Origin of the sequence: Rhodococcus sp. 1163 (assembly GCF_002091985.1) — a bacterium.
Taxonomy (GTDB): domain Bacteria; phylum Actinomycetota; class Actinomycetes; order Mycobacteriales; family Mycobacteriaceae; genus Rhodococcoides.
In genome coordinates this window covers 76,527-100,742 of the sequence record NZ_MKKX01000020.1, presented here as the reverse complement: position 1 = coordinate 100,742, position 24,216 = coordinate 76,527, and the positions used below count along the sequence as shown (strand labels likewise).

The 24,216-nt window shown below is 63.0% G+C and carries 29 protein-coding genes; 20 read left to right on the top strand and 9 right to left on the bottom strand.

Annotated features, from left to right (window positions below):
• Positions 1 to 24 precede the first annotated feature (24 nt).
• Genes BJD99_RS09435 through BJD99_RS09420 form a run of 4 tightly spaced genes read right to left on the bottom strand, consistent with a single transcriptional unit; the run spans position 25 to position 2,622 of the window.
• On the bottom strand, positions 25 to 1,206 hold the full coding sequence (locus tag BJD99_RS09435) for a lipid-transfer protein (RefSeq protein WP_084346577.1): 1,182 nt from the start codon (positions 1,204 to 1,206) through the stop codon (positions 25 to 27).
• Complete coding sequence (locus tag BJD99_RS09430; RefSeq protein ID WP_084346576.1) at positions 1,203 to 1,619, bottom strand: MaoC/PaaZ C-terminal domain-containing protein; 417 nt, start codon at positions 1,617 to 1,619, stop codon at positions 1,203 to 1,205. The genes BJD99_RS09435 and BJD99_RS09430 overlap by 4 nt, the downstream gene beginning before the upstream one ends.
• Complete coding sequence (locus BJD99_RS09425; RefSeq protein WP_084346575.1) at positions 1,616 to 2,071, bottom strand: Zn-ribbon domain-containing OB-fold protein; 456 nt, start codon at positions 2,069 to 2,071, stop codon at positions 1,616 to 1,618. Before BJD99_RS09425 ends, BJD99_RS09430 begins: the two co-directional genes overlap by 4 nt.
• Positions 2,068 to 2,622, bottom strand: a complete 555-nt coding sequence (locus BJD99_RS09420) for a MaoC family dehydratase N-terminal domain-containing protein (RefSeq protein ID WP_084346574.1) — start codon at positions 2,620 to 2,622, stop codon at positions 2,068 to 2,070. Before BJD99_RS09420 ends, BJD99_RS09425 begins: the two co-directional genes overlap by 4 nt.
• A gap of 308 nt (positions 2,623 to 2,930) precedes the next feature.
• Between BJD99_RS09420 and BJD99_RS09415 the strand changes: the two genes are divergently transcribed.
• The 4 genes from BJD99_RS09415 (at position 2,931) to BJD99_RS09400 (ending at position 7,752) form a co-directional block, all read left to right on the top strand.
• Entirely contained in the window at positions 2,931 to 3,524 is a 594-nt protein-coding gene (locus BJD99_RS09415; RefSeq protein WP_256895568.1) for a TetR/AcrR family transcriptional regulator, read from the top strand.
• A 135-nt stretch (positions 3,525 to 3,659) separates the two neighbouring features.
• On the top strand, positions 3,660 to 4,802 hold the full coding sequence (locus tag BJD99_RS09410) for a steroid 3-ketoacyl-CoA thiolase (RefSeq protein WP_084346572.1): 1,143 nt from the start codon (positions 3,660 to 3,662) through the stop codon (positions 4,800 to 4,802).
• Complete coding sequence (locus BJD99_RS09405; protein WP_084346571.1) at positions 4,799 to 5,629, top strand: SDR family NAD(P)-dependent oxidoreductase; 831 nt, start codon at positions 4,799 to 4,801, stop codon at positions 5,627 to 5,629. The genes BJD99_RS09410 and BJD99_RS09405 overlap by 4 nt, the downstream gene beginning before the upstream one ends.
• 524 nt (positions 5,630 to 6,153) lie before the next feature.
• Positions 6,154 to 7,752, top strand: a complete 1,599-nt coding sequence (locus BJD99_RS09400; RefSeq protein ID WP_084346570.1) for an ABC transporter substrate-binding protein — start codon at positions 6,154 to 6,156, stop codon at positions 7,750 to 7,752.
• A 158-nt stretch (positions 7,753 to 7,910) separates the two neighbouring features.
• Here the strand turns inward: BJD99_RS09400 and BJD99_RS09395 are convergent, their stop codons facing one another.
• The gene (locus BJD99_RS09395) at positions 7,911 to 8,933 is read right to left on the bottom strand and encodes a LysR family transcriptional regulator (RefSeq protein ID WP_084346569.1); all 1,023 of its coding nucleotides are present in this window, start codon (positions 8,931 to 8,933) and stop codon (positions 7,911 to 7,913) included.
• 123 nt (positions 8,934 to 9,056) lie between these two features.
• Here BJD99_RS09395 and BJD99_RS09390 point away from each other — a divergent pair, with 123 nt between their 5' ends.
• Positions 9,057 to 9,467 (top strand): DUF5997 family protein, encoded by a 411-nt coding sequence (locus tag BJD99_RS09390; RefSeq protein WP_084346568.1) that lies wholly within the window; start codon positions 9,057 to 9,059, stop codon positions 9,465 to 9,467.
• 9 nt (positions 9,468 to 9,476) lie between these two features.
• Here BJD99_RS09390 and BJD99_RS09385 read toward each other — a convergent pair whose 3' ends face one another.
• On the bottom strand, positions 9,477 to 9,860 hold the full coding sequence (locus BJD99_RS09385; protein ID WP_084346567.1) for a YchJ family protein: 384 nt from the start codon (positions 9,858 to 9,860) through the stop codon (positions 9,477 to 9,479).
• Between the two features lie 139 nt (positions 9,861 to 9,999).
• On the opposite strand from BJD99_RS09385, the gene BJD99_RS09380 reads away from it, so the two are divergent.
• Together BJD99_RS09380 and BJD99_RS09375 are read left to right on the top strand one after the other, a co-directional pair.
• Positions 10,000 to 10,467: an SRPBCC family protein gene (locus tag BJD99_RS09380; protein ID WP_084346566.1), complete on the top strand. Its 468-nt coding sequence runs from the start codon at positions 10,000 to 10,002 to the stop codon at positions 10,465 to 10,467.
• A gap of 180 nt (positions 10,468 to 10,647) precedes the next feature.
• Complete coding sequence (locus BJD99_RS09375) at positions 10,648 to 11,646, top strand: alpha/beta hydrolase family protein (protein ID WP_084346748.1); 999 nt, start codon at positions 10,648 to 10,650, stop codon at positions 11,644 to 11,646.
• A gap of 29 nt (positions 11,647 to 11,675) precedes the next feature.
• On the opposite strand, the gene BJD99_RS20960 is transcribed toward BJD99_RS09375, so the two are convergent.
• Positions 11,676 to 11,846, bottom strand: coding sequence for a hypothetical protein (locus BJD99_RS20960; RefSeq protein ID WP_179142264.1), 171 nt, complete (start codon positions 11,844 to 11,846; stop codon positions 11,676 to 11,678).
• Positions 11,847 to 11,877: 31 nt separating this feature from the next.
• Between BJD99_RS20960 and hisD the strand changes: the two genes are divergently transcribed.
• From hisD to hisI, 10 genes are all read left to right on the top strand, one after another.
• Positions 11,878 to 13,218, top strand: a complete 1,341-nt coding sequence (gene hisD / locus BJD99_RS09365; protein WP_084346564.1) for a histidinol dehydrogenase — start codon at positions 11,878 to 11,880, stop codon at positions 13,216 to 13,218.
• A complete protein-coding gene (locus BJD99_RS09360) occupies positions 13,215 to 14,360 on the top strand; it encodes a histidinol-phosphate transaminase (protein ID WP_084346563.1) in 1,146 nt (381 codons plus the stop codon). The genes hisD and BJD99_RS09360 overlap by 4 nt, the downstream gene beginning before the upstream one ends.
• A complete protein-coding gene (hisB, locus tag BJD99_RS09355) occupies positions 14,357 to 14,977 on the top strand; it encodes an imidazoleglycerol-phosphate dehydratase HisB (RefSeq protein ID WP_084346562.1) in 621 nt (206 codons plus the stop codon). The genes BJD99_RS09360 and hisB overlap by 4 nt, the downstream gene beginning before the upstream one ends.
• Before the next feature lie 46 nt (positions 14,978 to 15,023).
• Complete coding sequence (locus BJD99_RS09350) at positions 15,024 to 16,148, top strand: MFS transporter (protein WP_084346747.1); 1,125 nt, start codon at positions 15,024 to 15,026, stop codon at positions 16,146 to 16,148.
• Positions 16,145 to 16,774 (top strand): imidazole glycerol phosphate synthase subunit HisH, encoded by a 630-nt coding sequence (gene hisH / locus BJD99_RS09345; protein ID WP_084346561.1) that lies wholly within the window; start codon positions 16,145 to 16,147, stop codon positions 16,772 to 16,774. Before BJD99_RS09350 ends, hisH begins: the two co-directional genes overlap by 4 nt.
• Entirely contained in the window at positions 16,771 to 16,992 is a 222-nt protein-coding gene (locus tag BJD99_RS09340) for a hypothetical protein (protein WP_084346560.1), read from the top strand. The genes hisH and BJD99_RS09340 overlap by 4 nt, the downstream gene beginning before the upstream one ends.
• 75 nt (positions 16,993 to 17,067) lie before the next feature.
• Positions 17,068 to 17,802, top strand: coding sequence for a bifunctional 1-(5-phosphoribosyl)-5-((5-phosphoribosylamino)methylideneamino)imidazole-4-carboxamide isomerase/phosphoribosylanthranilate isomerase PriA (priA, locus tag BJD99_RS09335; RefSeq protein ID WP_084346559.1), 735 nt, complete (start codon positions 17,068 to 17,070; stop codon positions 17,800 to 17,802).
• Between the two features lie 4 nt (positions 17,803 to 17,806).
• Complete coding sequence (locus tag BJD99_RS09330) at positions 17,807 to 18,637, top strand: inositol monophosphatase family protein (RefSeq protein WP_084346558.1); 831 nt, start codon at positions 17,807 to 17,809, stop codon at positions 18,635 to 18,637.
• On the top strand, positions 18,634 to 19,407 hold the full coding sequence (gene hisF, locus BJD99_RS09325) for an imidazole glycerol phosphate synthase subunit HisF (protein ID WP_084346557.1): 774 nt from the start codon (positions 18,634 to 18,636) through the stop codon (positions 19,405 to 19,407). Before BJD99_RS09330 ends, hisF begins: the two co-directional genes overlap by 4 nt.
• Positions 19,408 to 19,424: 17 nt before the next feature.
• Positions 19,425 to 19,763, top strand: coding sequence for a phosphoribosyl-AMP cyclohydrolase (hisI, locus tag BJD99_RS09320; protein WP_084346556.1), 339 nt, complete (start codon positions 19,425 to 19,427; stop codon positions 19,761 to 19,763).
• A gap of 35 nt (positions 19,764 to 19,798) precedes the next feature.
• Here the strand turns inward: hisI and BJD99_RS09315 are convergent, their stop codons facing one another.
• Complete coding sequence (locus tag BJD99_RS09315) at positions 19,799 to 20,296, bottom strand: MarR family winged helix-turn-helix transcriptional regulator (protein ID WP_084346746.1); 498 nt, start codon at positions 20,294 to 20,296, stop codon at positions 19,799 to 19,801.
• 112 nt (positions 20,297 to 20,408) lie between these two features.
• The gene (locus tag BJD99_RS09310) at positions 20,409 to 20,873 is read right to left on the bottom strand and encodes a peroxiredoxin (RefSeq protein WP_084346555.1); all 465 of its coding nucleotides are present in this window, start codon (positions 20,871 to 20,873) and stop codon (positions 20,409 to 20,411) included.
• 56 nt (positions 20,874 to 20,929) lie between these two features.
• Here BJD99_RS09310 and BJD99_RS09305 point away from each other — a divergent pair, with 56 nt between their 5' ends.
• The 3 genes from BJD99_RS09305 to trpC all read left to right on the top strand — a co-directional run bounded on the left by BJD99_RS09305 (position 20,930) and on the right by trpC (position 24,121).
• Complete coding sequence (locus tag BJD99_RS09305; protein ID WP_084346554.1) at positions 20,930 to 22,501, top strand: anthranilate synthase component I; 1,572 nt, start codon at positions 20,930 to 20,932, stop codon at positions 22,499 to 22,501.
• A 44-nt stretch (positions 22,502 to 22,545) separates the two neighbouring features.
• Complete coding sequence (locus tag BJD99_RS09300) at positions 22,546 to 23,229, top strand: TIGR02234 family membrane protein (RefSeq protein ID WP_373270532.1); 684 nt, start codon at positions 22,546 to 22,548, stop codon at positions 23,227 to 23,229.
• Positions 23,230 to 23,311: 82 nt separating this feature from the next.
• Positions 23,312 to 24,121 (top strand): indole-3-glycerol phosphate synthase TrpC, encoded by an 810-nt coding sequence (trpC, locus tag BJD99_RS09295; protein WP_084346744.1) that lies wholly within the window; start codon positions 23,312 to 23,314, stop codon positions 24,119 to 24,121.
• The last annotated feature ends 95 nt before the right edge of the window (positions 24,122 to 24,216 follow it).

The window sequence follows — 24,216 nt, the reverse complement described above, 5'->3', positions numbered from 1 at the left end:
TCGTGAAACTAGAAGGTGGGAGTGCTAGCGGTCGGCGGAGAGCACGAGAGCGCTGTGGGGTACGGGGGAGCCGCCGGTGACCAGTACGTTGTCCAACGTCTTGGTGGGCTGGTTGACAGATGTGCCGCGGATCAGGCGCACGCCCTCCGCGATGCCGTTGACGCCGTGGATATAACCCTCGCCGAGCTGGCCGCCGTTGGTGTTGATGGGCAGGCGGCCGCCGAGTTCGAGGTTGCCGTCGGCGATGAAGTCCTTCGCCTCGCCCTTGCCGCAGAAGCCATACTCTTCGAGCTGGAGCAGCACCATCGGAGTGAAGGCGTCGTAGAGGATCGCGGCGTCGATCTCGGCGGGGCTGAGGCCGGACTGGCTCCACAGCTGCTGGGCGACGAGGTCGACTTCCGGCATGGAGTCGATGTCTTCGCGGTAGTAGCTGCTCATAGAAATCTGCTGCGGGCCCACGCCCTGCGCTGCGCCGGTGATGATGGCGGGCTTGTTCGGCAGGTCGCGCGCACGCTCAGCGCTGACGATGACCAGTGCGACGCCACCGTCGGACTCCTGGCAGCAGTCGAGCAGCCGGATCGGATCGGCGATCAGGCGCGAGTTCTGATGATCCTCGATGGTGATCGGCCGCTCGTGGAACCAGGCCTTCGGATTGTTGGCTGCGTGCTTGCGCGAGAGCACCGAGATCGCCCCGAAGTCCGCGCTGGTGGCTCCGTACTTGTGCATGTACAGCTTGGCCAGGAACGCCTCCTGCTGGGCGGGGGTGAGCAATCCGTAGGGGTTGATCCAGTTGCGGTACTCCTGGTCCGTGTTCTGGTTGTACGCGAAGGCGGGCGGGCCTTGGCCGAATCGGTGTCCTGACCGTTCGTTCATCGCGCGGTACACCACGACGACGTCGGCCACCCCGGTCGCGACCGCGAGCGCGGCCTGCTGCACGGGCGCACACGCGCCACCGCCGCCGTGCGGGATGCGGCTGAAGAACTTGAGCTGAGGAATGCCGAGCGCGCGGGCGACGGCGATCTCGGGGTTGTTCTCCATGGTGAAAAGGGAGAAACCGTCGACCTCCTCGATTCCGATCTGTGCGTCCGCGAGTGCGGCGACGACCGACTCGCAGGCCAGCTGCCACTCACTGCGTCCGGAGTTCTTGGAGAACTCGGTCGCGCCGATACCGGCGATGGCGGCGGCGCCTGAGAATCCGCGGGTCATGTGCTCTCTCCTTGTTGTGGGGTCGGCTCCACGGTCACCGTGGCGGTCACATGGGGGCCCCGCGCGTTGCTACCGATCACCTTGACGGTCACTGCGTCGCCGTCGACCGCGGTGACCTCGCCGGTGAACGTCATGGTGTCGCCGGGGAAGTTCGGCACGCCCAGGCGCAGGGAAGTCTTCTTGATGCGGGAGGCGGGCCCGGACCAGTCGGTGATGTACCGGTCGATGAACCCGTTCGTGGAGTTGATGCTCATGAAGATGTCGGGGGTGCCGCGCCCCTGGGCCGCGCCCGGGTCGTGGTGGACGTCCTCGTAGTCCTGCGAGGCCATCGCGGCCGCGACGATCAGCGTCCGGTTCAGCGGAAGATCGAGCTCGGGCAGCTGGTAGCCGACCTGGCACTTTGGCATGCTCATGATTGGGCCTCCCCGTCGAGACCGGCTGCGCTGCGGCGGCGCAGCTGCGGCAGGATCTCCCCGTGCGCGTGCTCGGAGAACGCGACCTCGAGTTCCATACCGAACTCGAGTTCGTCGTGGTCGATGCCGGCGATATCGGCAACCAGCCGTGTGCCCTCCTCGAGATCCACCAACCCGACGGCCAGTGGGTACTCGAACGCGGGGTCCTTCGGGTGGTGTAGCACTGTGAAGCTGTGCAGCGTGCATTGACGCGTCGACTCCACGGTGTCCCACTCGAAGGACCGGCACGCTGGGCATGCCGGGGCCGGGGGGTGGCGCAGCGTCTGGCAGTCGGCGCAACGCTGGATTTCCAGTCGACCTTCCTTGGCCGCGGTGAAGAAGAAGTCGTTGTCTTGCGTCACGGTCAAGCGGGGGACCGAGGTGTGTCGATCCTGTTCGGTGCTCTCGCTCACGAGTGGGTCTCCTGACTGTTGGGGTTGAACCGGAGCAGTCGGAACCGCTCCTCTACCAGCGTGTCGCCGACATCATTGACGTAGTTCTTCAGCAGAGTGATGAAGCATCCATGCCCGAGGCCCGTCCTTTTGAACGGCGAGATCGATTCGATAGTGAAGTAGGCCGTCACGTGATCGCCTGGGTACAGCTCTGCGAAGTACTCCTGCTCGACGTTGGTGGCTACCACCGAGGTGAAACCGGCGTCGTCGAGCAAGGCGAGCAATCGCGAGTAGGCGAAGTCCTCGATCGCGCCTTCCGCGCGCAGACGCTGCACCTCGCGGTAGCGGCGGTATCCGGACATGACCCAGGTGGAGATCATCGCGGGTGGACAGATGACATCCCTACGGCCAGTTGCGCGCGCAGCCTCAGGGTCGACGTAGATCGGGTTGAAGTCGTCATGGGCCTCGGCCCAGTTGCGGATCATGGCGGCATTGACGTCATAGCGAGCCACGCGGGGCGGCTCGGCTTCCACCCCGATGAAGTCGGCGAATTGTTTTTCCAAGTGTTCCACTGATGCCCTCCGCAATTCCTACTTGAGCAAGCGCTTGATTTTGAGAGTATCAGCGCCTCGCGGAAATGAAAACTACGGTCTGAGCGAGAGGCCCGCGAGGCATACCAGCGCGTCCAGTCGGTTACGCTGAGCCCACGTCGCCGGCTAACGAGGGGTGCATAACCTAGCCATGGGATTCTTGCGGCCGTAGCCGTGAAGATGCTCTGGTACGCCTCCTGGGGGCGCATCTCGCTGGCTCCAGGCACCAAGAATTCATGACGCCGAGGCATCGGTGTGACTGTGTCCGACAACAGACAAGAAGTGATCACGTGACAACAACGACCCCGGACCGCAGGGCGCAGATCCTTGATAGCTCGGCGGAGTTGTTTGCCAGGAAGGGCGTCGCGGGAACCACGGTGCGCGACATCGGTGAGGCGGCTGGAGTCTTCTCCGGGAGCCTGTACCACTACTTCAAGTCGAAGAACGCGATCGTGGCCGAGTTACTCGCTGATTTGATGGGCGATATTGCGGCAAGGTTCGAGCTGATCGAGGCGACAGCGTCGAGTCCCGTCGAGATCATTCGGGGGCTGATTCGTGAGACGCTCACGGTGATAGAGCTGCATCCGTACGCGACCGCGATTTACCAGAACGATCGCAACTACCTTCGTGAACACGAACTACTGGAACCGGTCGACCGTGCGTCTCGCGGGATCCGCGAGCACTGGCTCGAGGCAATCAAGCGGGGCACGGAGGAGGGCGCGTTCCGGGTCGATATCGCGCCGGAAATCTTCTACCGGACCGTGCGAGACACCCTGTGGTCGACCACTCATTGGCCGGACCGAAAGCAGTACACGCTGGCAGAGTTCTCCGAGCTCATGGCGACACTATTTTTCAGTGGTTTCTGCCTCGTCCTGGACGAGTAGCTCGGACGAGACTCCGAGCGCGGCGGGCGGCTCCGTGTCTCGTCCAGCGAGATCCGCACGATGGCGCGCCCTTCGCTGTGGTTACAGTCGCCGTCGATGCAAGCGCCCCTGCTTTCATCATTGATAGGAGGCCTGATGGGCACCCCCGTAATTGTCGATGCTGCCCGATCGCCCAGTGGCAAACGCGGCGGTTGGCTGTCCAGCTTGCACGCGGCACAACTGCTCGGACAGGTTCAACGTGCGGCGCTGGAACGCGTCGGTGTCGAATCCGAACTGGTGGAGCAGGCTATCGGTGGCTGCGTCACCCAAGCTGGTGAGCAGGCCTCCAATGTGACCCGCACGGCCTGGCTCAATGCCGGGTTATCCGAGCAGACCGGCGCTACCACTATCGATTCCCAGTGCGGTTCGGGGCAGCAGGCAGCGCACCTTATCGCCGGTCAAATCGCGCTGGGCACAATAGACGTGGGCATGGCGTGCGGGGTCGAGATGATGTCGCGGGTGCCACTGCTGTCGAACATTCCCGAGGGTCTCGGCGGGCCGAAGCCGGCCGATTGGACGCTGGACCTACCGAATCAGTTCGTCGGTGCAGACAGGATCGCGCGCCGTCGGTCCTTCACCCGTGAGGATCTCGACTCGTTCGGGCTGCGTTCGCAGCAGCGTGCTGCTGCGGCGTGGAGCGAGAAACGCTTTCATCGTCAGATCATTCCGATCACAGTGCCCGGGCCCGACGGTTCCGCTGTCATCGATCGCGACCAAGGCCTGCGGGAAACCTCCATGGACGCACTGTCCGCGTTGCGTCCGGTGATCGACGGTGGGCTGCACACTGCAGGCACGGCCTCGCAGATCTCGGATGGTGCAACCGCGGCGATACTGATGGACGAGTCCCGCGCCCGGGACCTCGGACTGCGTCCGCGCGCCCGCATGGTGAGCCAATGCCTGATCGGTGCCGAGCCCGAGTTCCTCCTCGACGGGCCTGTGCAAGCTGCCCAGCGGGTGCTCGATCGGGCCCGGATGAGCATGTCCGACATGGATCTGGTCGAGGTCAACGAGGCTTTTGCCTCGGTGCCCATGTCGATGGCGCAGATGCACGCGGTGGACCCGGACAAGCTCAATGTCAACGGCGGCGCGATCGCGCTGGGCCATCCGGTGGGCTCGACCGGCATCAGGTTGATCGCCGCGATAATCGACGAGCTCGAGCTTCGCGACCAGCAATTCGGATTGATCGCCGTCTGCGCGGGCGGCGCCATGGCCAGCGCAGCGATTATCGAGCGGCTATGACGGGCAACGCGCAGGCGAGCGGGCTCGCTGGCAAGGTGGCGGTGATTTCGGGCGCAGGCCGCATCAGATCCATCGGCCGCTCCATCGCGATGGAACTTGCGCGCGAGGGCTGCGATCTGGTGCTCACGGGCACGGGGCGCACTCCCGACCGGTACACGGACGAGGAACGGGCCAGCGGATGGCGGGACATCGAGTCGGTGGCCGAGGAGGCGCGGGGCCTCGGAGTCCGCGCGCTCACCGCGGTACTGGACGTCTCCGACGAGGCTGCGGTCGATGGGTTGCTGGAGAAGGTGGTCGCGGAGTTCGGTGGAGCCGACATCCTCGTGAACAACGCCGCGGCCGCTCGCGCTGGGGACCGCGTCCCGGTCACGGACCTGGCGGCGGACGTCTGGGATTTCGTGATGCGGGTGAACGTGCGCGGGACCTTCTTGATGAGCAGGGCATTCGCTCGCCAATTCGTTGCTCAAGGTCGCGGCGGCACCATCGTCAACATCTCCTCCATTGCCGGAAAGATCAGCGGTGCCAACGCGGCGGCGTACTCCGCCTCGAAGGCTGCGGTGCAGTCCCTGACTTCGTCGATGGCCAAGGAATTGGGCAGCGAGCAGATTCGGGTCAACGCGCTGTGCCCGGGGATCGTGTCCACTTCACGTCTGGACGATCTGACGGCCGACCAGTGGGGCGTGCTGATCGAAGAGCGGGTGCCGTTGGGCCGGGCCGGTACCCCGCAGGAAATTGCGTTTGCTGTGGCATTCCTGGCCAGCGACAAAGGACGGTGGATTACCGGGCAGTCGTGGAACATCGACGGCGGCCAGATGACGATTCGCTGACGGGCCGCGTAGTTGGCAGCGCTGTGCGTATATGCGCGCAAGGCGGCTGTTCACTAGTGACCAGCTGTGGACCCCGGTAGGTTCGGCTCCTCGAAGGGCGTGACGGCCCGGGCCCGACTGGCCACTCCTGGTCTCGTCTGGCAGGTCGGACGCCTTGTGGCCTGGAGTGTTGATTTCGCCCGCGGTCCAGTGACCGCGGGCGACCTAGTTGCGCAATCCCTGTGGCGTGCATCGACGCGCATATTCCTCTGTGACTGGTTTCACGCTGTTCGTGTTTTTTTCGTCCGACTGCTGTTAGGTTTGAATCAAGCGCTTGCTCAACACATGCTCGGTTTCGAGTTGTACCGGAAGAATCGGACTCGGCTTTCGGTGCCGGTGAAATAGCTATCACCTAGGCCGCGCTGCAGGTGTCCTCTGCGCACTGCGCGTCCCAGAGTTTTCCGGTTGATCGTTCCCCGGTTCTGCATCGCCGCTGAGCGGTCCCACAGATAGGAATCACCATCGAGAAAGTAAGGAAGCCTTATATGTATCGCACCAAGGAATTGCTGTGGAAGTCGATCGCGGTACCCTTCGCGGCCACGCTGCTGCTTGTCGGCTGCGCCAGCGGGGCCGACACCGGTAGTGGGGCCGCCACCGACCAGTTGAGCGAGGGCATGAGGGGGGCCACCGACAGTGGTGATCCCGTCTCCGGAGGAACCCTTTCCTTCGGGGCGTACTCGGAACCGGCGGCGCTGGACCCAGCAGTGGCGATCGCCGCAGTCACCACGGGTGGCATAGAGATGCTGAACATCTACGATTCGCTGCTGCGATTCGACACCGAGTCCAACGAATTCGTTCCGCAGATGGCGCAGAGCCTCGACCATGATGACGACTTCCGGACCTGGACCCTGACGTTGCGGGACGGCGTGAAGTTCTCCAACAACATGCCAGTGGATGCGGCGGCGGTGCAAGCGAGCCAGGAACGTTATGCGGCAAAACCTGCTCCGGAGGCGGCGCTATGGAACGACAGCGTGGAGAGCATCGAGACATCGGGCGACAAGACCGTTACCTACACACTCAATAAGTCCTGGGCCGACTTTCCTGGGTTGCTCACAACCGGACCGGGCATGATCGTCTCCACCGAGTCGGACGGTCCGGACGGAAAGTTCACACCGATCGGGGCAGGGCCCTTCACCCTTGCTACCTGGGCTCAGGCCGACAGTATGACGTTGTCGGCACGAGAGGACTATTGGGCAGGCGAGCCGAACCTGGATGCGCTGCGCATTGTGTATCTCCCTGGGACACAGGTCGGACTGGAAACCATGTACAACGGCGGCATCGACTCGACGTTCGTCCGCGAGCCCGACGAGGTCGATGAGGTCGTGGAGCGCGGGATGAGCGGCTATGTGAACATGACCGCCGCCGGAAACGCCGCGCTCATCAATGCCTCGGAGGGCCGTCCCGGCGCTGATCCACGTGTGCGTCAGGCGATGCAGCTTGCCGTTGATCCGCAAATCATCACCCAGCGCGCATTCGACGATCCCGACCTGGGAAACGGCACGATTTTCCCGGAGTATTCGCGCTGGCACACGCAGACCCAGGCCACGCCTGTTGCCCCTGAAAAGGCCAAGCAATTGCTTGCGGAGGCAATGGCAGACGGGTATGACGGCAAGCTCGAAGTGATCGACGCATCAGACCCGGCTTCGCAGCAGACTGCGCTCGCCGTCGAAGCGCAACTGGAAGCGGTTGGCTTCGATGTCCGGGTCAACCTGATGCCGACAATCGGTGACCAGGTCCGCACTATTGCCAAGGAACGGAACTACGACCTCGCGGCATGGGGTCTTGCCTACCGCGAATCCGACCCATTTCCGAAGATGCAGGCAACGATGCACAGCGAGGGCAAGCAGGTCTATGGGATGTACACCAGCCCAGAAATGGACTCGCTGATCGATGAACTGCAGTTGGCCTCCGACAAGGACAAGAAGGCTGAACTGGTCGACCAGATCCAGCAGCAGGTCAACAAGGATGTGCCCTACTTGGTCTACAGCTCCTTCGCTGAGTTCGTCGTCTGGAATCCCACCGTGCACGGAGTAGTGGGCTCGTCCAATTCGATGGTGCTCTTCGGGACGGCGTGGAAGTCGTAGTAGCTCTCAGGCGGTCGCGGATGGGCAGCGTCGAGAGGTGCTGCCCATCCGTGGCGGTGAAAATATCTACCCGGCCGAGGGGGGAGTGCTGATCGAGCACTCTGCGGTGCGTCAACGCGTGGTGCGCCCTGGTCAACAAGTTATGGAAATTCCCATTTCTAGGGTCGCCGCGGCCGCTTGCCAGAAGAGAAATTTTTCTTGCTTCCTCGGGCGCCCTTGGCCGGCTGGCTCGCCTTCGCGGCCAGTTGTTGCTTCTTCTTGGCCGCACTGTTGTTGCGGTTCGCTGCACTGGTGGGTGGCGTCGGAGTTCCCCGCGAGCTTCGGACAGAGCGGCCGCGGACGATGCCGACGAAGTCCTCGACCTCTTCGGTGGTCTTGTCGATGAGCCATGCAATGGCGACGGGGGAGCCCGCTACGCCGTCGATCGGGCGATACACGAGGTCCTTGCGGCTGTGCAATCGGGCGATGGACTGTGGCATAACGGCGATACCCAGCCCTGCGGCAACGTACTCGACCAGTTCGGCGTGTGAATTCACCTGCGGCGGTGCCAGTCGCGTGCCGTCGGCGATTTCGGTGGCGATCGACGCCCATTCGGGAACCTCGGACGGTTCCTGCAGCAGGTGCTCGTCGGCGAGGTCTGTCACGGCGATGCGATCGAACGCGGCGACTGGGTGGTCCTTGGGAACGACCACCACCGTCACTTCCTCGTAGAGGCCGATGACGCTGAGATCGTTCCGGTCGACCGGGAGTCGAACGAAACCGACGTCGACCACGCCCGATCGAAGCGAAGACTCCTGCGTGTCGGCTGTGGTGGGGACCAGCTCCAATGCGATGTCGGGGAATCGCTCGGACCAGATTCGGGTCCACTTGGCCGGCGTCACGCCTTCGGTGAAACCGACGGTGAGCGTGGCTGACTGCTCGTTCGACGCGTTGGCACGCAGCAATTCATCTTCCTCGGCGACCATCACGCGTGCGGTCTGGAGGAAGTCGGTGCCGCGATCGGTGAGCTCTGTCGGCGACGCGCCGGGGACGAACAACGAGTAGCAGAGTTCGGTTTCGAGTTCGATGACCGCGGCACTCAACCGCGTCCGGGCGATGTTCAAGGTTTTGGCAGCGCGAGCGAAATGCAATTCTTCCGCGACGGCGATGTACCAGCGGAGGGACTGCACGTCGAAATTCACATCTCAACAGTAGGCGACTCGGGCCGTTGTCCTGGACAGTGGCGTCCGGTCCAGGACAACGGCCCGAGTCCGTTGTCCTGGACAGTGGCGTCCGGTCCAGCTGTGGGCAGATAGGCTGTCGGGGTGAGCCCGGAGAATAAACCACAGCAGATGAAGCCCCTTACCGCGGCGAACAAGCTCGGCATCTACCTTCCCGCAGCGCCGGAAGAGTTTCAGGCCGCGTCCATTTCCCGCGCCGAACTGGACGCATTGCGTAAAGAACCGCCGCAGTGGCTTGTCGACCTCCAAGAGAACGGCCCGTTCCCGAAGGACGTCATTGCGCGCAAGCTCGGGGTGTCCATCGCAGGTCTTGCACGAGCCGAGATCACCGACGCCCTGACCGAAGCCGAGATCGGCCAGCTTCTTCGAGAGCAGCCCGAGTGGCTGGTTCGAGAGCGTCGTACGCAGGATGAGGTCCGCGCGGAAGCCGTGCGGGTCAAGGCGAAGGACGAGGCTCGACGGGCCGCTACCAACCGGCCACAGAAACAGCGGTAGTACAGGCGTTTATTGCGCCAGGACGCCGTCGAGGTAGACCCATCGGTTGTCCTCGCGAACGAATCGAGAAGATTCTCTGAGCACCCCGTTGCCATCGGGATGGCGATAGCACGCACTGAACTCGACCTCGCCCGTCTGGTCCATGAGCCCTCCTTCGGAGGTTCGGTGGACGTCCAATCGATACCAGCGTTGCTGCGGGTCGAGCGTCAACTCGGTCGGAGCCGTCGAACTGTGCCAGGTCTTCAGCAGGTAGTCGGCGTCGCCGACGCTGAATGCGCTGTAACGCGATCGCATCAAATGTTCGGCCGTCGGTGCGGTCGCTGTTCCGTTCAGAAACGGTTCGCAACAGCGGTCGAAGGGCTCACCGCGCAGACATGGGCAACTTCGACTCATATTCCGCAAGCCTCGATGTGGGTCGTCACGTCGCCATTCCCGCTCAGATCGATCGACTTCACTGGGGCCATCGGTCCATTGAACATCGTCGAACCGTAGCGGCTCGCATGGATGGGCCGAATACGGGTATGAGCACGTCATGGCTTCCACACAGATCGTCGACCAAGGACCTCGCATCGTGGCTCGTCGGATCGAGGTAGGAGCGCCCGCCGCCGATCTCTTCGCTATCGTCGCGGACCCACATCGGCACGGTGAACTCGACGGCTCGGGCACGGTGAAGGACACGGTCAAGGGACCGGATCGATTGAAGCAGGGCGCCAAGTTCTCGGTCGGAATGAAGCAGTACGGCGTTCCGTACCGAATCACCAGCACGGTGACCGACTTCATCGACTCCGGCACCAGCAAGGTAATCGAATGGCGGCATCCCCTGGGGCATACGTGGCGGTGGGAGTTCGAGGAGAAGACACCGGGTACGACCACGGTCACGGAATCGTTCCGCTACGCAGCCGCCAAGGCGCCGAAAATGCTCGAGATGTTCGGGATGCCGCAGAAGAACGCGGATGGCATCAGCGCGACTCTGGACAATCTGGCACGTCGGTATTCCTGACCTGCTCATCGGTAGGTATGTGCGGGAGGACTCGACCCCCTCACCGGGTTCGTTACAGGTCGGTGATTGTCGGCCCCGATCGCTATCGGCAGTGATACTGTTCGCCGAACTAACGTCAAAGCATCGCCGGAGGGCGGACGCGTGAAGATCAAGAACGCAATCGTGACATGCACAGCGGTGATGTTGTGTGCGTTGACGCCGTCTGCGGTAGGTGTGAGCGTCGTGTCCGCCGAGGACCTACCCGTGACGTCGGCGACATCCGGTGATGGTTCGCGCATCGTGTCGTCCACCCGCATCGATGATCGCCGGTCGACGCTGGAGGTCTACTCGGCGGCCATGGACAAGAACATTCCAGTCCAGGTGATGACCCCCGCAGATGGTTCTGTTCCACGGCCGGTTCTCTACCTGTTGAACGGAGCGGGAGGCGGCGAGGACTCCGCAACGTGGCAGTCCCAGACGGACTCGACCGAGTTCTTTGCCGACAAGAACGCTTTCGTGGTCACACCACAGTCCGGAAAATGGTCCTACTACACCGACTGGATAAGCGATGATCCAGTCCTCGGTCGAAACAAATGGCAGACCTTCATCGGCGAAGAACTTCCACCGTTGATCGATGCACAGTTCGATACCAACGGAATTCAGTCGATAGCGGCCCTCTCCATGTCCGGCACCTCGGTTCTGAACTTGGCCATCGCCTATCCAGGTCTCTACAAGGGCGTGGCCGCCTACAGCGGATGCGCGCAGACGTCGGATCCGCTCGGGCAGCAGTTCGTGAAGTTGGTTGTCGAGTTGTACGGAGGCGGAAACGTCGAGAACATGTGGGGACCGCTCGACGGACCTGTATGGCGTGAAAACGATCCACTCCTCAACGCTGAAAAGCTGCGTGGCACCGAGATCTACATGAGCACCGGCACCGGGCTACCCGGCATCCCCAACGACACACCGCTGAATCCTCGATTCGCGGAAGGCAAGGCCACACTGTTCCCGGACCAGCTACTGGTCGGCGGCGGTATCGAGGCCGTCGTGAATTTCTGCACTTCGAACATGGCCAAGGAGCTGTACCGGCTCGGAATCCCTGCCGAGGTGAATTTCCGTCCCGTCGGAACGCACTCCTGGGGCTACTGGCAGGACGACCTCCACGCGTCGTGGCCGATGCTGGCGCATTCGCTCGGTATCTGAGCTCGGCATCTGAAAGGGCGCGACTTCTGTCACTCGGCGCAGCCGTACGCCTCGAGCTGGCCCACGGAAATCGACTCGCGGTGCAGCTTCTCCACGCTCTGAGGTCGGACCTTGGTGAGCGTTCCCGACACGAAGCGGTAGTCGAGCGCAGGACGTGAAGCAATAGCCGAATCCGGGGGAACTATCCTGGAGGTTCGCAACCGAAATCTTTCGACCCTCGAAGGGAACACTATGTCTGCCCGCATCGAGCTCGCTCGCGTGGATCTACGCGGTCGAACTCCATCCACTGCCGAACTACGCGGCGCTCTCCCACGAGGTGGAGTGGATGTCGATGCTGTTCTGCATCAGGTGCGCCCTGTCGTCGAGGCAGTTCGCGATCGTGGCGCCGACGCCGCACTCGACTACTCCGAGCAGTTCGACGGCGTCCGCCCGGACCGGATTCGCGTCCCTGCTCAGGCACTCGTCGACGCTCTTACCGAGTTGGACCCCGCAGTGCGCGAGGCACTCGAAGTCGCCATCGCACGGACACGATTGGTTCATGCCGAACAACGGCGCACCGACACCACCACCACTGTGGTCCCCGGTGGAACGGTCACCGAGAGGTGGATCCCGGTCGACCGCGTCGGACTCTATGTTCCCGGCGGCAACGCCGTCTATCCCTCCTCGGTCGTCATGAACGTCGTTCCCGCTCAGACCGCGGGCGTCGGTTCCTTGGTCGTGGCATCCCCACCGCAGGCCGCGTTCGGCGGATTGCCGCACCCGACCATTCTGGCCGCCGCGCACTTGCTCGGCGTCGAGGAAGTGTGGGCTGTCGGTGGCGGGCAAGGTATTGCGTTGCTCACCTATGGCGGCACGGACACCGACGGAACGGAACTGGCGCCGGTGGACTTGATCACCGGACCCGGCAATATCTACGTCACTGCAGCCAAGCGGCTGTGTCGGGGACTGGTCGGAATCGATGCCGAGGCAGGCCCCACCGAAATCGCAATTCTGGCCGACGATTCCGCTGACCCGAAACACGTCGCCGCCGACATGATCAGCCAAGCCGAGCACGACGTCATGGCGGCGAGTGTGCTCGTCACCACGAGTCCTGAGCTCGCCGACGCCGTCGACGCGGCCCTCGAGGCACAGCTCGCGTTCACAAAGCACGCCGAGCGCGTAGCGACAGCACTGTCCGGCCAGCAGTCCGGAACGATCCTCGTCGACGACATCGAGCAAGGCCTTGCCGTCGTGAATGCGTATGCGGCCGAGCACCTGGAGATTCAGACGAACGATGCCGCTGCTGTCGCTGCGAAGGTGCGCAGTGCGGGCGCGGTATTCGTCGGCGCCTGGTCTCCGGTCAGTCTCGGTGACTATTGCGCTGGCTCGAATCACGTTCTCCCGACGGCGGGTTGTGCCCGTCACTCGTCCGGACTCAGTGTTCAGACGTTCCTGCGTGGAGTCCACGTCGTCGACTACTCGGAAGCGGCATTGAAGGATGTCGCAGGTCACGTGATTGCGCTTGCCAATGCCGAGGATCTGCCAGCACACGGTGAGGCAGTCCGGCTTCGTTTCGAAGGGCTATCGTCGTGAGCGGTGTCGTTGGGCAGTCGATCACCGTCGACGATCTGCCGATACGGGACAGTCTGCGCGGGCAGTCGGCGTACGGCGCGCCGCAGCTGAACGTACCGGTGCAGCTCAATACCAACGAGAATCCGTACCCACCTACCCAGGCCCTGGTGGACGACGTAGCCGAGTCGGTCCGTGCTGCAGCAGCTCAGCTGCACCGGTACCCGGATCGCGATGCCGTCGCTCTGCGTACGGCACTTGCCGATTACCTGACCTCGCAAACCGGAATTGCGATGGACACTGCCAATGTCTGGGCCGCGAACGGGTCCAACGAGATTCTTCAACAGCTTCTGCAGGCATTCGGCGGGCCGGGGCGAACATCGCTGGGCTTCGTGCCGTCGTATTCGATGCACCCGATCCTCGCGTCGGGAACTCAGACCGACTGGGTCGAGGCGAATCGGCGAGACGACTTCTCGCTCGATATCGACTACGCAGTCAGTGTGATCGGCGATCGCAACCCCGACGTCGTCTTCGTGACGAGCCCCAACAATCCGACCGGGCACAGCGTCGGTGAAGCGGATCTACGGCGGATACTCGACGCTGCGGATGGCATCGTCATCGTCGACGAGGCGTACGCGGAGTTCTCGGCACTGCCGAGCGCACTGGGTCTGATCGGGGACTACCCGAGCAAGCTCGTGGTCAGTCGGACCATGAGCAAGGCCTTCGCTTTCGCCGGTGGCAGACTCGGCTATCTTGCTGCAGCGCCGGCCGTGGTGGAGGCAATGTTGTTGGTGCGCTTGCCATATCACCTTTCTGTCATCACCCAGGCCGCGGCGTTGGCTGCTCTTCGGCATGCAACGGAAACTCTCGGAAGTGTTGCGCGTCTGTCGGCCGAACGCGATCGGGTCATGGCTGCGCTGACCGATATGGGATATGACGTCATTCCCAGTGACGCCAATTTCGTCCTCTTCGGCCGGTTTGCCGACTCATCGGCGACGTGGCAGCGCTATCTCGACGACGGGGTGCTGATCAGGGACGTCGGCATCGCCGGCTATCTGCGCACCACGATCGGCCTCGACGCCGAAAACGATCGATTCCTCGAGGTGAGTGCGAGACTCGCTCGCACCGAACTGCATACCGAACAAGAAGTGGAGTCCATCAGATGACCACGGCGCCCAGGATCGCGCGTATCGAACGCGCGACGAAAGAGTCCGATATTTCGGTCGAACTGAATCTCGACGGCACCGGTGTCGTCGACATCTCCACTGGGGTGCCGTTCTTCGACCACATGCTCACTGCCCTCGGCACACACGCCCGGTTCGACCTCACGGTGCACGCCAAAGGTGACATCGAGATCGAAGCCCATCACACCGTCGAGGACACCGCGATCGTGCTCGGTCAGGCGCTCGGTCAGGCGTTGGGTGACAAAGCGGGGATCACCAGATTCGGTGATGCGTTCATTCCGATGGATGAGACGCTCGCACATGCGTCGGTGGATGTTTCCGGCCGGCCGTATTGCGTGCACACCGGTGAGCCCGACTACATGGTCCATTCGATCATCGGCGGCTATCCCGGAGTTCCGTACGCGACGGTGATCAATCGTCACGTCTTCGAGTCGTTGGCGATGAATGCACGCATCGCGCTGCACGTGCGTGTGTTGTACGGGCGGGATCAGCATCACATCACCGAGGCCGAGTTCAAGGCGGTGGCCCGCGCGTTGCGTGAAGCAGTCGAGTACGACCCGAGGATGACTGGAATTCCGTCCACCAAGGGCACTTTGTGATTTCGGTTTGAGTTCGTTGTTCGCCATCCGCGGGCTTCCCGCAGCGATGGTCATGGGCGCAGCGGCATTCGGCGGATTCGGCCTTCTTCTGCCCGTGGTTCCACTGGCGATTTCCGAGAACGGCGGGTCGGACGCGTTGGCCGGCGCAAGCACCGCGATCTTCATGGCCACCACCGTGGCTACGCAATTGTTGGTTCCTCGCCTTCTGCGTCGCTTCGGCCACCGACTCGTACTCGCTGCCGGTTGCGCATTGTTGGGTTTGCCGGCGATCGTGTTTGCCGTATCCGTAGCCGCGGGACCCGCGTTGGCTATTTCTGCCGTGCGCGGCGTCGGCTTCGGCATGCTCACGGTTGCGGGTGCAGCCTTGGTCGCCGAATTGGCTCCGGCGGCGCAGTTGGGCCGAGCAACGGGAGCTCAGGGAATCGCTATCGCGTTCTCTCAAATGGTCACCCTCCCCGTGGGTCTTGCTGTCTTCTCCGTTGCCCCGACCCTCGTGTACGTCCTCGGGGCACTGGTCCCAATGATGGGGTTGATCGGGATCGCATTTCTGCCTCGAATTCGTCCGGTACCTCAGTCGAGGGGGTCCCATGCCGGAATTCGAACCAGCAGAGCGCAGTTCGTCATCCCGTGCCTCGCAATCGCAGCGGCGTCGGCGTCGTTCGGGGGACTGACGACTCTGTTGCCGATCGCAGAATCCGAACGCGCTTCGTTGATCGGTATCGCGCTCTCGGTTGTCAGCGGGGCGATGCTCGTCGGCCGTTACGGGGCAGGTTGGATCGCCGATCGGATCGGAATCGGCCGGTCGCTTGCACCCGCATTGGTGGGAGTTGCGGTGGGCGTGGCGGTCTTCGCCTTCGCGGTGTCGGGCAGTACTCCAGGTGCGGTGTTTCTCATCGCCGCCGTCGTATTCGGTGTCGGATACGGAGCCACCCAGAACGACAGTTTGGTGATGGTGTTCAACGCCGCCGGACCGGAGCGGTACAGCCAAGCCAGCGCCGCCTGGAACATCGGTTTCGACGCAGGCACCGGGGCAGGGGCAATGGCGCTGGGGCTCATCGTCGGAACGGCCGGGTACACCGCCGGTTTCGGGATGGCCGCAACCGTGGCCGCGATCATGGCGGTAGCGGTGGCGATATCGGCTCGAAGAGCGACCGATAGACTCGCGGCATGAAATCTGTGGTGTTGCTCGACTACGGCTCGGGCAATCTGCACTCCGCGAAGCGGGCGCTCGATCGAGTCGGCGCGGACGTCACCGTCACTGCCGACCCGAAAGCGGCGCTCGCATGCGATGGCCTCGTCGTTCCCGGGGTGGGCGCGTTCGCTGCGTGCATGGAAGGTCTGCTGGCGGTCAAGGGTGATCGGATCATCGGTCAACGGTTGGCTGGTGGACGCCCGGTGCTCGGCATCTGCGTCGGAATGCAGATCATGTTCGAACGGGGTGTCGAATTCGGAATCGAGGCGGCTGGCTGCGGTGAGTGGCCTGGCACCGTCGACCGGCTTGCGGCGCCTGTTTTGCCTCACATGGGATGGAACACCGTCCGCGCTCCTGAGAAGAGTGTCTTGTTCGACGGTATCGATGCGGAGACGCGCTTCTACTTCGTTCACTCGTACGCAGCGCAGCGTTGGGAACTCGAGCCGTCGGAGGTCTTGGCAGCGCCGATGTTGACCTGGGCCGACCATGGTGGCGATTTTCTCGCCGCCGTCGAGAACGGGCCGTTGTCGGCCACCCAGTTCCATCCGGAGAAGTCCGGGGACGCAGGGGCTGCCCTGTTGAAGAACTGGGTCGATTCGCTATGAGAAAGCGCGATCGCGAGTTCTCGTTCGGACGTCTCGCGATCGCGTCTCTCGGCAGCGCCACACTGATGTTGGTGATCACTACAGTGGTCATTGCGCTGCTTCGCCCGGGCCCGGGGTGGGGTCTGCTCATCGTGGCGATCGGTATCACGGCAGCCATCACTGCTATGGGTGTCGTCTCGACACGGATGACGCGGCGCGGGCTCGGCCCCGACGAATGAGGGTTCCCGGCTCGATGCGGGACTGGCCCGCCCCGACGTTCGGGTGAGGCAGATGGACCAGTAGTATAAGCGCACGTGAGCCTGGTCCTATTGCCTGCTGTAGATGTCGCAGGCGGCGAAGCTGTCCGTCTCGTTCAGGGAGAGGCGGGGAGCGAAACCAAGTACGGATCCCCGCGGGATGCCGCACTTGCGTGGCAGAGGGACGGTGCAGAGTGGGTGCATCTGGTCGATCTCGACGCAGCCTTCGGTCGTGGTTCCAACCGCGAGTTGCTCGCGGACGTCGTCGGTGAGCTGGATGTCAAGGTGGAATTGTCCGGAGGTATCCGTGACGACGAGTCACTGCGAGCTGCGCTCGCCACTGGTTGCGCACGGGTGAACCTCGGCACTGCAGCCCTCGAGGATCCTGAGTGGTGTTCGCGTGCCATCGGCGAATTCGGCGATCGTGTGGCAGTCGGTCTCGATGTGCTCATCGTCGACGGTGCGAACCGGTTGCGCGGCCGTGGTTGGGTCAGTGACGGCGGTGACCTGTGGGAGGTTCTCGAGCGGCTCGAGCGCGACGGATGTTCGCGGTACGTCGTTACCGACGTGACCAAAGACGGAACGTTGACCGGACCGAACCTCGAACTCTTGAGCCAGGTGTGCGCCAAGACGGACGCACCCGTCATCGCCTCTGGCGGCGTCTCGACTATCGATGATCTTCGCGCTATCGCAGGCTTGGTCGGCGTCGGTGTCGAGGGCTCGATCGTCGGAAAAGCTTTGTACGCAGGACGTTTCACATTGCCGGATGCCCTCGCGGCAGTATCCGGATAGCAGGATGAGCCTCCCTCTGGACCCACAGCGACTGCTGAGTATCGCAAGCGGATTGCTCGACGGCACACACGATCGGTTCGTCGCCGGTGTCGGTGCCCCCAGCGCCGTCCAGAAGGGGCCCGATGATTTTGCCACGGCCGTCGATCTCGAGCTGGAACGACGGTTGAGTGCGGAGCTGTTCGAGCAGACCGGGATTCCGGTGCACGGCGAAGAGTTCGGTGGTCCCGATCTGAACGAAGGCCCGGTCTGGGTCCTCGATCCGATCGACGGCACGTTCAACTACTCGGCCGGACTGCCCTCTGCCGGAACACTGTTGGCACTTCTCGACGACGGTGTGCCGGTGCTCGGCTTGACGTGGCTGCCGCTGATTCAGCAACGTTTCACCGCTACCGTAGATGGGCCGATTCATCTCAACGGCATTGCTTTACCCCGTCTCGAGGAGCGATCGCTCAGGGACTCGATGATCGGCTTCGGCGCGTTCAACATTGCGAGCCGGGGACGGACGCCTGGGCTGTACCGGGTTCGGATTCTCGAAGAGCTCTCCCGGGTGTCCTCTCGCATCCGAATGCACGGGTCCACCGGAATCGACTTGGCGTACACCGCCAGTGGAGTTCTCGGCGGATGCGTCGTGTTCGGACATCAAGCGTGGGACAACGCCGCAGGCGCGCTGCTCGTCGAGGCAGCCGGGGGTGTGGTCACCGACCTGGCCGGCGAACCGTGGACCATCGAGTCGAAGTCGGTCGTGGCGGCGTCGCCGGGTGTACACGAAGAACTGTTGAACGTGATCAGTGCATTGGGAGATCCAGCCGACTTTCTCGAAGGGCGAGTTCGATGACCGTAGCCGTGCGTGTGATTCCGTGTCTGGACGTCGACGCCGGACGCGTCGTCAAAGGTGTGAATTTCGAGAATCTTCGCGATGCCGGTGATCCGGTGGCGCTCGCCGCCGCCTACGACGCCCAGGGAGCCGACGAACTCACATTCCTGGATGTGACGGCATCCACGTCGGATCGAGGCACGATGCTCGATGTCGTCAGTCGAACAGCCGAGCAGGTGTTCATCCCGCTCACCGTCGGTGGCGGGGTGCGGACCGTGGACGACGTGGATCGTTTGCTGCGTGCAGGAGCGGACAAGGTCAGTGTCAACACTGCAGCTATTGCTCGGCCGGAATTGCTACGCGAGTTGAGCGAGCGATTCGGATCGCAGTGCATCGTGCTCTCGGTGGACGCACGAACCGTTCCCGACGGGCAACCGGATACGCCCTCTGGGTGGGAGGTGACCACGCATGGTGGAAAGCGTGGGACCGGGATCGATGCGATCGAATGGGCAACGCGCGGTGCGGAACTCGGAGTCGGTGAGATCCTGCTCAATTCGATGGACGCCGACGGCACGAAGGCAGGCTTCGACCTGCCGATGATCGCAGCTGTTCGCGCTGCCGTGCACGTCCCGGTCATTGCTAGCGGGGGAGCAGGCTCGGTGGAGCACTTTTCACCGGCGGTCACTGCAGGTGCAGACGCAGTTCTCGCGGCCAGCGTATTTCACTTCGGTGATCTGACGATCGGTCAGGTCAAAGCCGCAATGCGCGGCGACGGCATCGTTGTTCGCTGAAAGGTATAACGGAGAAGATGACTCTCGACCCGGCAATCGCAGCCCGTCTCAAGCGAAACGAGGCGGGCCTGTTCAGCGCGGTCGCCCAGGAACGCAGCACGGGCAGCGTGCTCATGGTGGCGTGGATGGATGACGAGGCGCTCGCACGCACCCTCGAGACCCGCAAGGGTACGTACTACTCCCGCTCACGTGAGCAGTACTGGGTCAAGGGAGAGACGTCGGGACATACGCAGTACGTGCATGAGGTGCGCCTCGATTGCGACGGCGATACGGTCCTGCTGGTGGTCGATCAGGAAGGTGCCGCCTGCCATACCGGCGACCACACGTGCTTCGATTCGGACGTATTACTGAGCTGACTGCTGCTGGGCTGACGTCTTGCCGGTCTGGCGACTCAGGCTTTGCCTGTTCCTTCGGCAATTCCTTTGTCGAGTTGCCGAAGCATGACTTCGCTGAGTGCGGCTAGTCGAGCGACTTCGGAGTCCCCGAGTCCTTCGAACAGCAATGCTTGAACTGTGGCGACGTGACCGGGCGCGGATTCGACGACCTTGTCCATCCCGCTGTCGGTGAGCACTGCGTACGAACCTCTGCTGCCGGGGATGCTCTCGCGGCGCACCCAGCCCACCTTCTCGAGTTTGGTGACCACGTGCGAGAGGCGGGACAGGGAAGCGTTGGCGAACTTGGCCAGATCGCGTAGCTGGATACGCCGATCCGGATGTTCGGAGAGTACGGACAGTACGAAGTAGTCGAAGTGGGTAAGCCCCGAATCTCGTTGCAGCTGAGTATCGAGGGCGGCAGGGAGCCGCGTCAGGAGCGCTACCAGCGATCGCCACGCAGTTTGCTGATCGTCGGTGAGCCAACGAGGTTCGGCGCCTTCTGCCGTCACGTTCATCGACCTGTCCATCGCGGTGAGCCCTTCCTTCGAACACGATCACTCGTCGAGACAAGTCTGTCACTCTTCGTGAAAATGAACGTCTCCGCCACGGCTCTTCGGTATCCGGGGTCTACTTCTTCGCTCGAGCTCGTAGGAATTCGAGGGCATGGTCGGCGTGCGCTTCGAACCGAAATTCGCTCGAAAAGGACTCGAGCAGGGTGCGATCTGTGTCTATGACGAAAGTGGACCGCTTCACCGGAGACAGCTTGCCTAGAAGTCCGCGTTTCACGCCGAATTGCGTAGCGACGGAACCATTCTCGTCGGACAGAAGTGGGTAGTCGAAGGATTTCACATCGGCGAACTCGGCCTGCTTGGCGACGGTGTCGTTGCTGATTCCTGCTCGTGACGCACCGACCTCGGCGAATTCGGCTGCGAGATCGCGGAAATGGCATGCCTCTGCGGTGCATCCGGGAGTCAGTGCGCCTGGGTAGAAGAACAGCACCAGCGGACCGTCCTTCAACAGGCCATCGAGCGAACGTGGCGTGCCGCTCTGGTCCGGAAGTGTGAAGTCGAGGACTTTGTCGCCTGGTTTCATGCACGGAGGCTACCGTGCGGCGAGAGTCGAGTGCAGCACCTGAGAGAATGGGGGGTATGCATGGCGAGACCACGACAGTGCCCGGTGCTCACGACGGCGTCGACAGGGGGGCGACGACCAGTCGAGCGGAATTCCGAGCGCTTGCCGCCGAACATCGCGTCGTTCCGGTAGTACGGAAGGTTCTCGCCGATTCCGAAACACCTCTGTCGGCGTACCGAAAGCTCGGCGGCGATCGTCCGGGCACCTTCCTGTTGGAGTCGGCGGAGAACGGCCGATCATGGTCGCGCTGGTCGTTCATCGGTGCAGGCACCCCTGCAGCGTTGACCGTCGAAGACGGGGAAGCAGTGTGGCGTGGGAACGTCCCCGCCGGTGTCCCGTCGGGTGGTGACCCTCTGGAGGTCCTGGGCGAGACTCTCGAACTGCTCCGTTCCGAACGGTTGCCGGACCTGCCGCCGCTTACCGGTGGAATGGTGGGGTACCTCGGGTACGACGCGGTCCGCCGGATCGAACGACTCCCCGATCATGCCCAGGACGACCTGCATGTACCCGAGATGGTCATGCTGCTGGCGACTGATCTCGCCGCGGTCGATCACCACGAGGGTGCAATCACACTGATCGCCAACGCGGTCAACTGGGATGGCACCGTCGACCGCGTGGACGAGGCGTACGACGACGCGATCGCCCGGCTGGATCGGATGTGTGCGGATCTGGCAGCGCCCGCCTCGTCCACGGTGTCGACGATGGCACGCCCGAAACCCGAGTATCGGCGGCAGCGCACGTCCGAGGGCTTCGGCAAAGATGTGCATCGGCTCGTCGAGGAGATCGAGGCCGGCGAAGCCTTTCAGGTGGTGTTGTCACAGCGCTTCGAAATGGACACCGACGCAGCTCCCATCGACGTCTATCGGATGTTGCGTGCCTCGAACCCGAGTCCTTACATGTATTTGATGCACGTACCCGGTGCCGACGGTGAGACGGCGTTCTCGATCGTGGGTTCGAGCCCCGAGGCACTGGTGACCGTCGTGGACGGTCTGGCGACGACGCATCCGATCGCGGGAACCAGGTGGCGCGGCGACTCCGAGGAGGAGGATGTTCTTCTCGAGAAGGATCTGCTGGCAGACGAGAAGGAGAACGCCGAGCACCTGATGCTCGTCGATCTGGGACGCAACGACCTCGGCCGAGTCTGCACGCCGGGCACCGTTCGGGTGAGCGAGTATCGGCATATCGAGCGCTACAGCCACGTCATGCACCTCGTGTCGACCGTTGCCGGCCGCCTCGCGGAAGGCAAGCAGGCACTGGACGCGGTCAAGGCGTGCTTCCCGGCGGGCACGCTGTCGGGTGCCCCCAAAGTACGGGCCATGGAATTGATCGACGAGTTGGAGCCGACCAGACGCGGCGTGTACGGGGGCATCGTGGGGTATCTCGACTTCTCCGGTGATGCCGACACTGCCATCGCTATTCGCACCGCGCTCATCAAGGATGGGACGGCCTACGTGCAGGCGGGAGCCGGTGTCGTGGCAGATTCGGTCGCCGAGTACGAGGACACCGAGGCCAAGAACAAGGCGATGGCGGTACTCGGTGCCGTTGCGGCCGCGCAGTCGCTGCGCCCGGTCGGAGGTACAGACCTGTGAGTGAGGATGCGACACCCGGCAAGGCCAGATCGGACTCGTCGAGCGTGAATCCCATCGATTCGGACGCGACATCGCCGAAGGGCAGTCGGTCCCGCTCTGGAGCAGTGGCCGTTGTTCTCCTACTCATCGGTGCAGCCTGCCTCTGGGGAAGTTCGAGGATGACGTGGGTACATGTCACTTCGTTCGACGGTCTGGGGGAGGAACGATCGACGGATCTGCTCGGTAGTGCGTGGGCTGCGGCATCCACACCACTTGCACTTGCACTTCTGGCGGCCGTCGCAGCGTCCTTCGCAGTCAAGGGAATTGCGTCGAGAGTCCTCGCAATTCTCGTTCTGCTCGTTGCCGTCGGCGCAGGCCTACCTGCACTCGAATCTCTGCTGGGCGAAGTCTCCGATTCCAAGGCGGCCAGTATCGCCGAACTCCCGGCACGTGCGGAGGTGACCTCGACGGTTGCGTTCGCCTTGCCCGCTGTCCTTGCGTTGATAGGCGCAGTGAGTGCCCTGTTCGCCGCCGTTGCACTGTTTCGGAAACCGACCACGCGGAAGGTATTGTCCTCGAAGTACGACGCCCCAGCCAGTCGCCGCGAGGAAGTTGCGCGTCGGGCCAAGTCTGCCGCAGACGGCACTGGGGCGAACGGGGAGGGAGAAGACTTGACCGAACGAATGCTGTGGGATGCCCTCGACGCGGGCGAGGATCCTACCGACGAGTCCGGCCCCCGGAATTCGTGACACAGAAACCGCCCTCTACGCTAGTGAAGACCTCGATGAGTTTCCTCACATCAGGTCACCGATGGAAAGGACTCGGGTCACCATGACTGTTCTCGATTCGATTCTGGACGGTGTTCGCGCCGATGTCGCAGCACGCGAATCGGTCGTCGATTTCGCTGCCGTGAAGGCTGCCGCTTTGAAGGCTCCTGCACCGCTCGATGCGACCGCGGCACTGCACGAGGACGGAATCGGCGTTATTGCCGAGGTCAAGCGCGCAAGTCCGTCGAAGGGTGCATTGGCCGATATAGGCGACCCGGCTGTACTGGCTCAGGCATACGAGCTGGGCGGGGCAAGAATCATCAGCGTTCTCACCGAGGAACGCAGGTTCAACGGTTCGCTGGCCGACCTCGACGCCGTGCGCAAAGCAGTGAGCATTCCGGTGCTGCGCAAGGACTTCATCGTGGGGCCTTATCAAATTCACGAGGCGCGTGCCCACGGAGCTGATGTCATTCTGCTGATCGTCGCAGCGTTGGAGCAGCAGGCGCTCGCGTCTCTGCTCGATCGGACAGAGTCGCTCGGTATGACGGCTCTCGTCGAGGTACATACCGAAGCCGAAGCCGATCGGGCTCTCGAGGCGGGCGCCACCATCATCGGGATAAACGCCCGCAATCTCAAGACCCTGGAGATCGACCGAGACAGTTTCGGCCGAATCGCTCCCGGACTGCCCAGCGAAATCATTCGAGTCGCCGAGTCCGGTGTGCGCGGAACGGCAGATCTTCTCGCCTACGCAGGCGCAGGTGCCGACGCTGTGCTCGTGGGCGAGGGACTCGTCACCAGCGGTGATCCGCGTACTGCCGTATCCGATCTGGTGACCGCAGGAACGCATCCGTCCTGCCCCAAGCCTGCACGCTGAATCACGACCAACCGGCGCTTGTTTGCGCCGGTTCGTCGTGTAAGGCGGGTAATAAAACCCCGAATTTCGGTCGTAGCGGTCGCTGGGGCAGACTG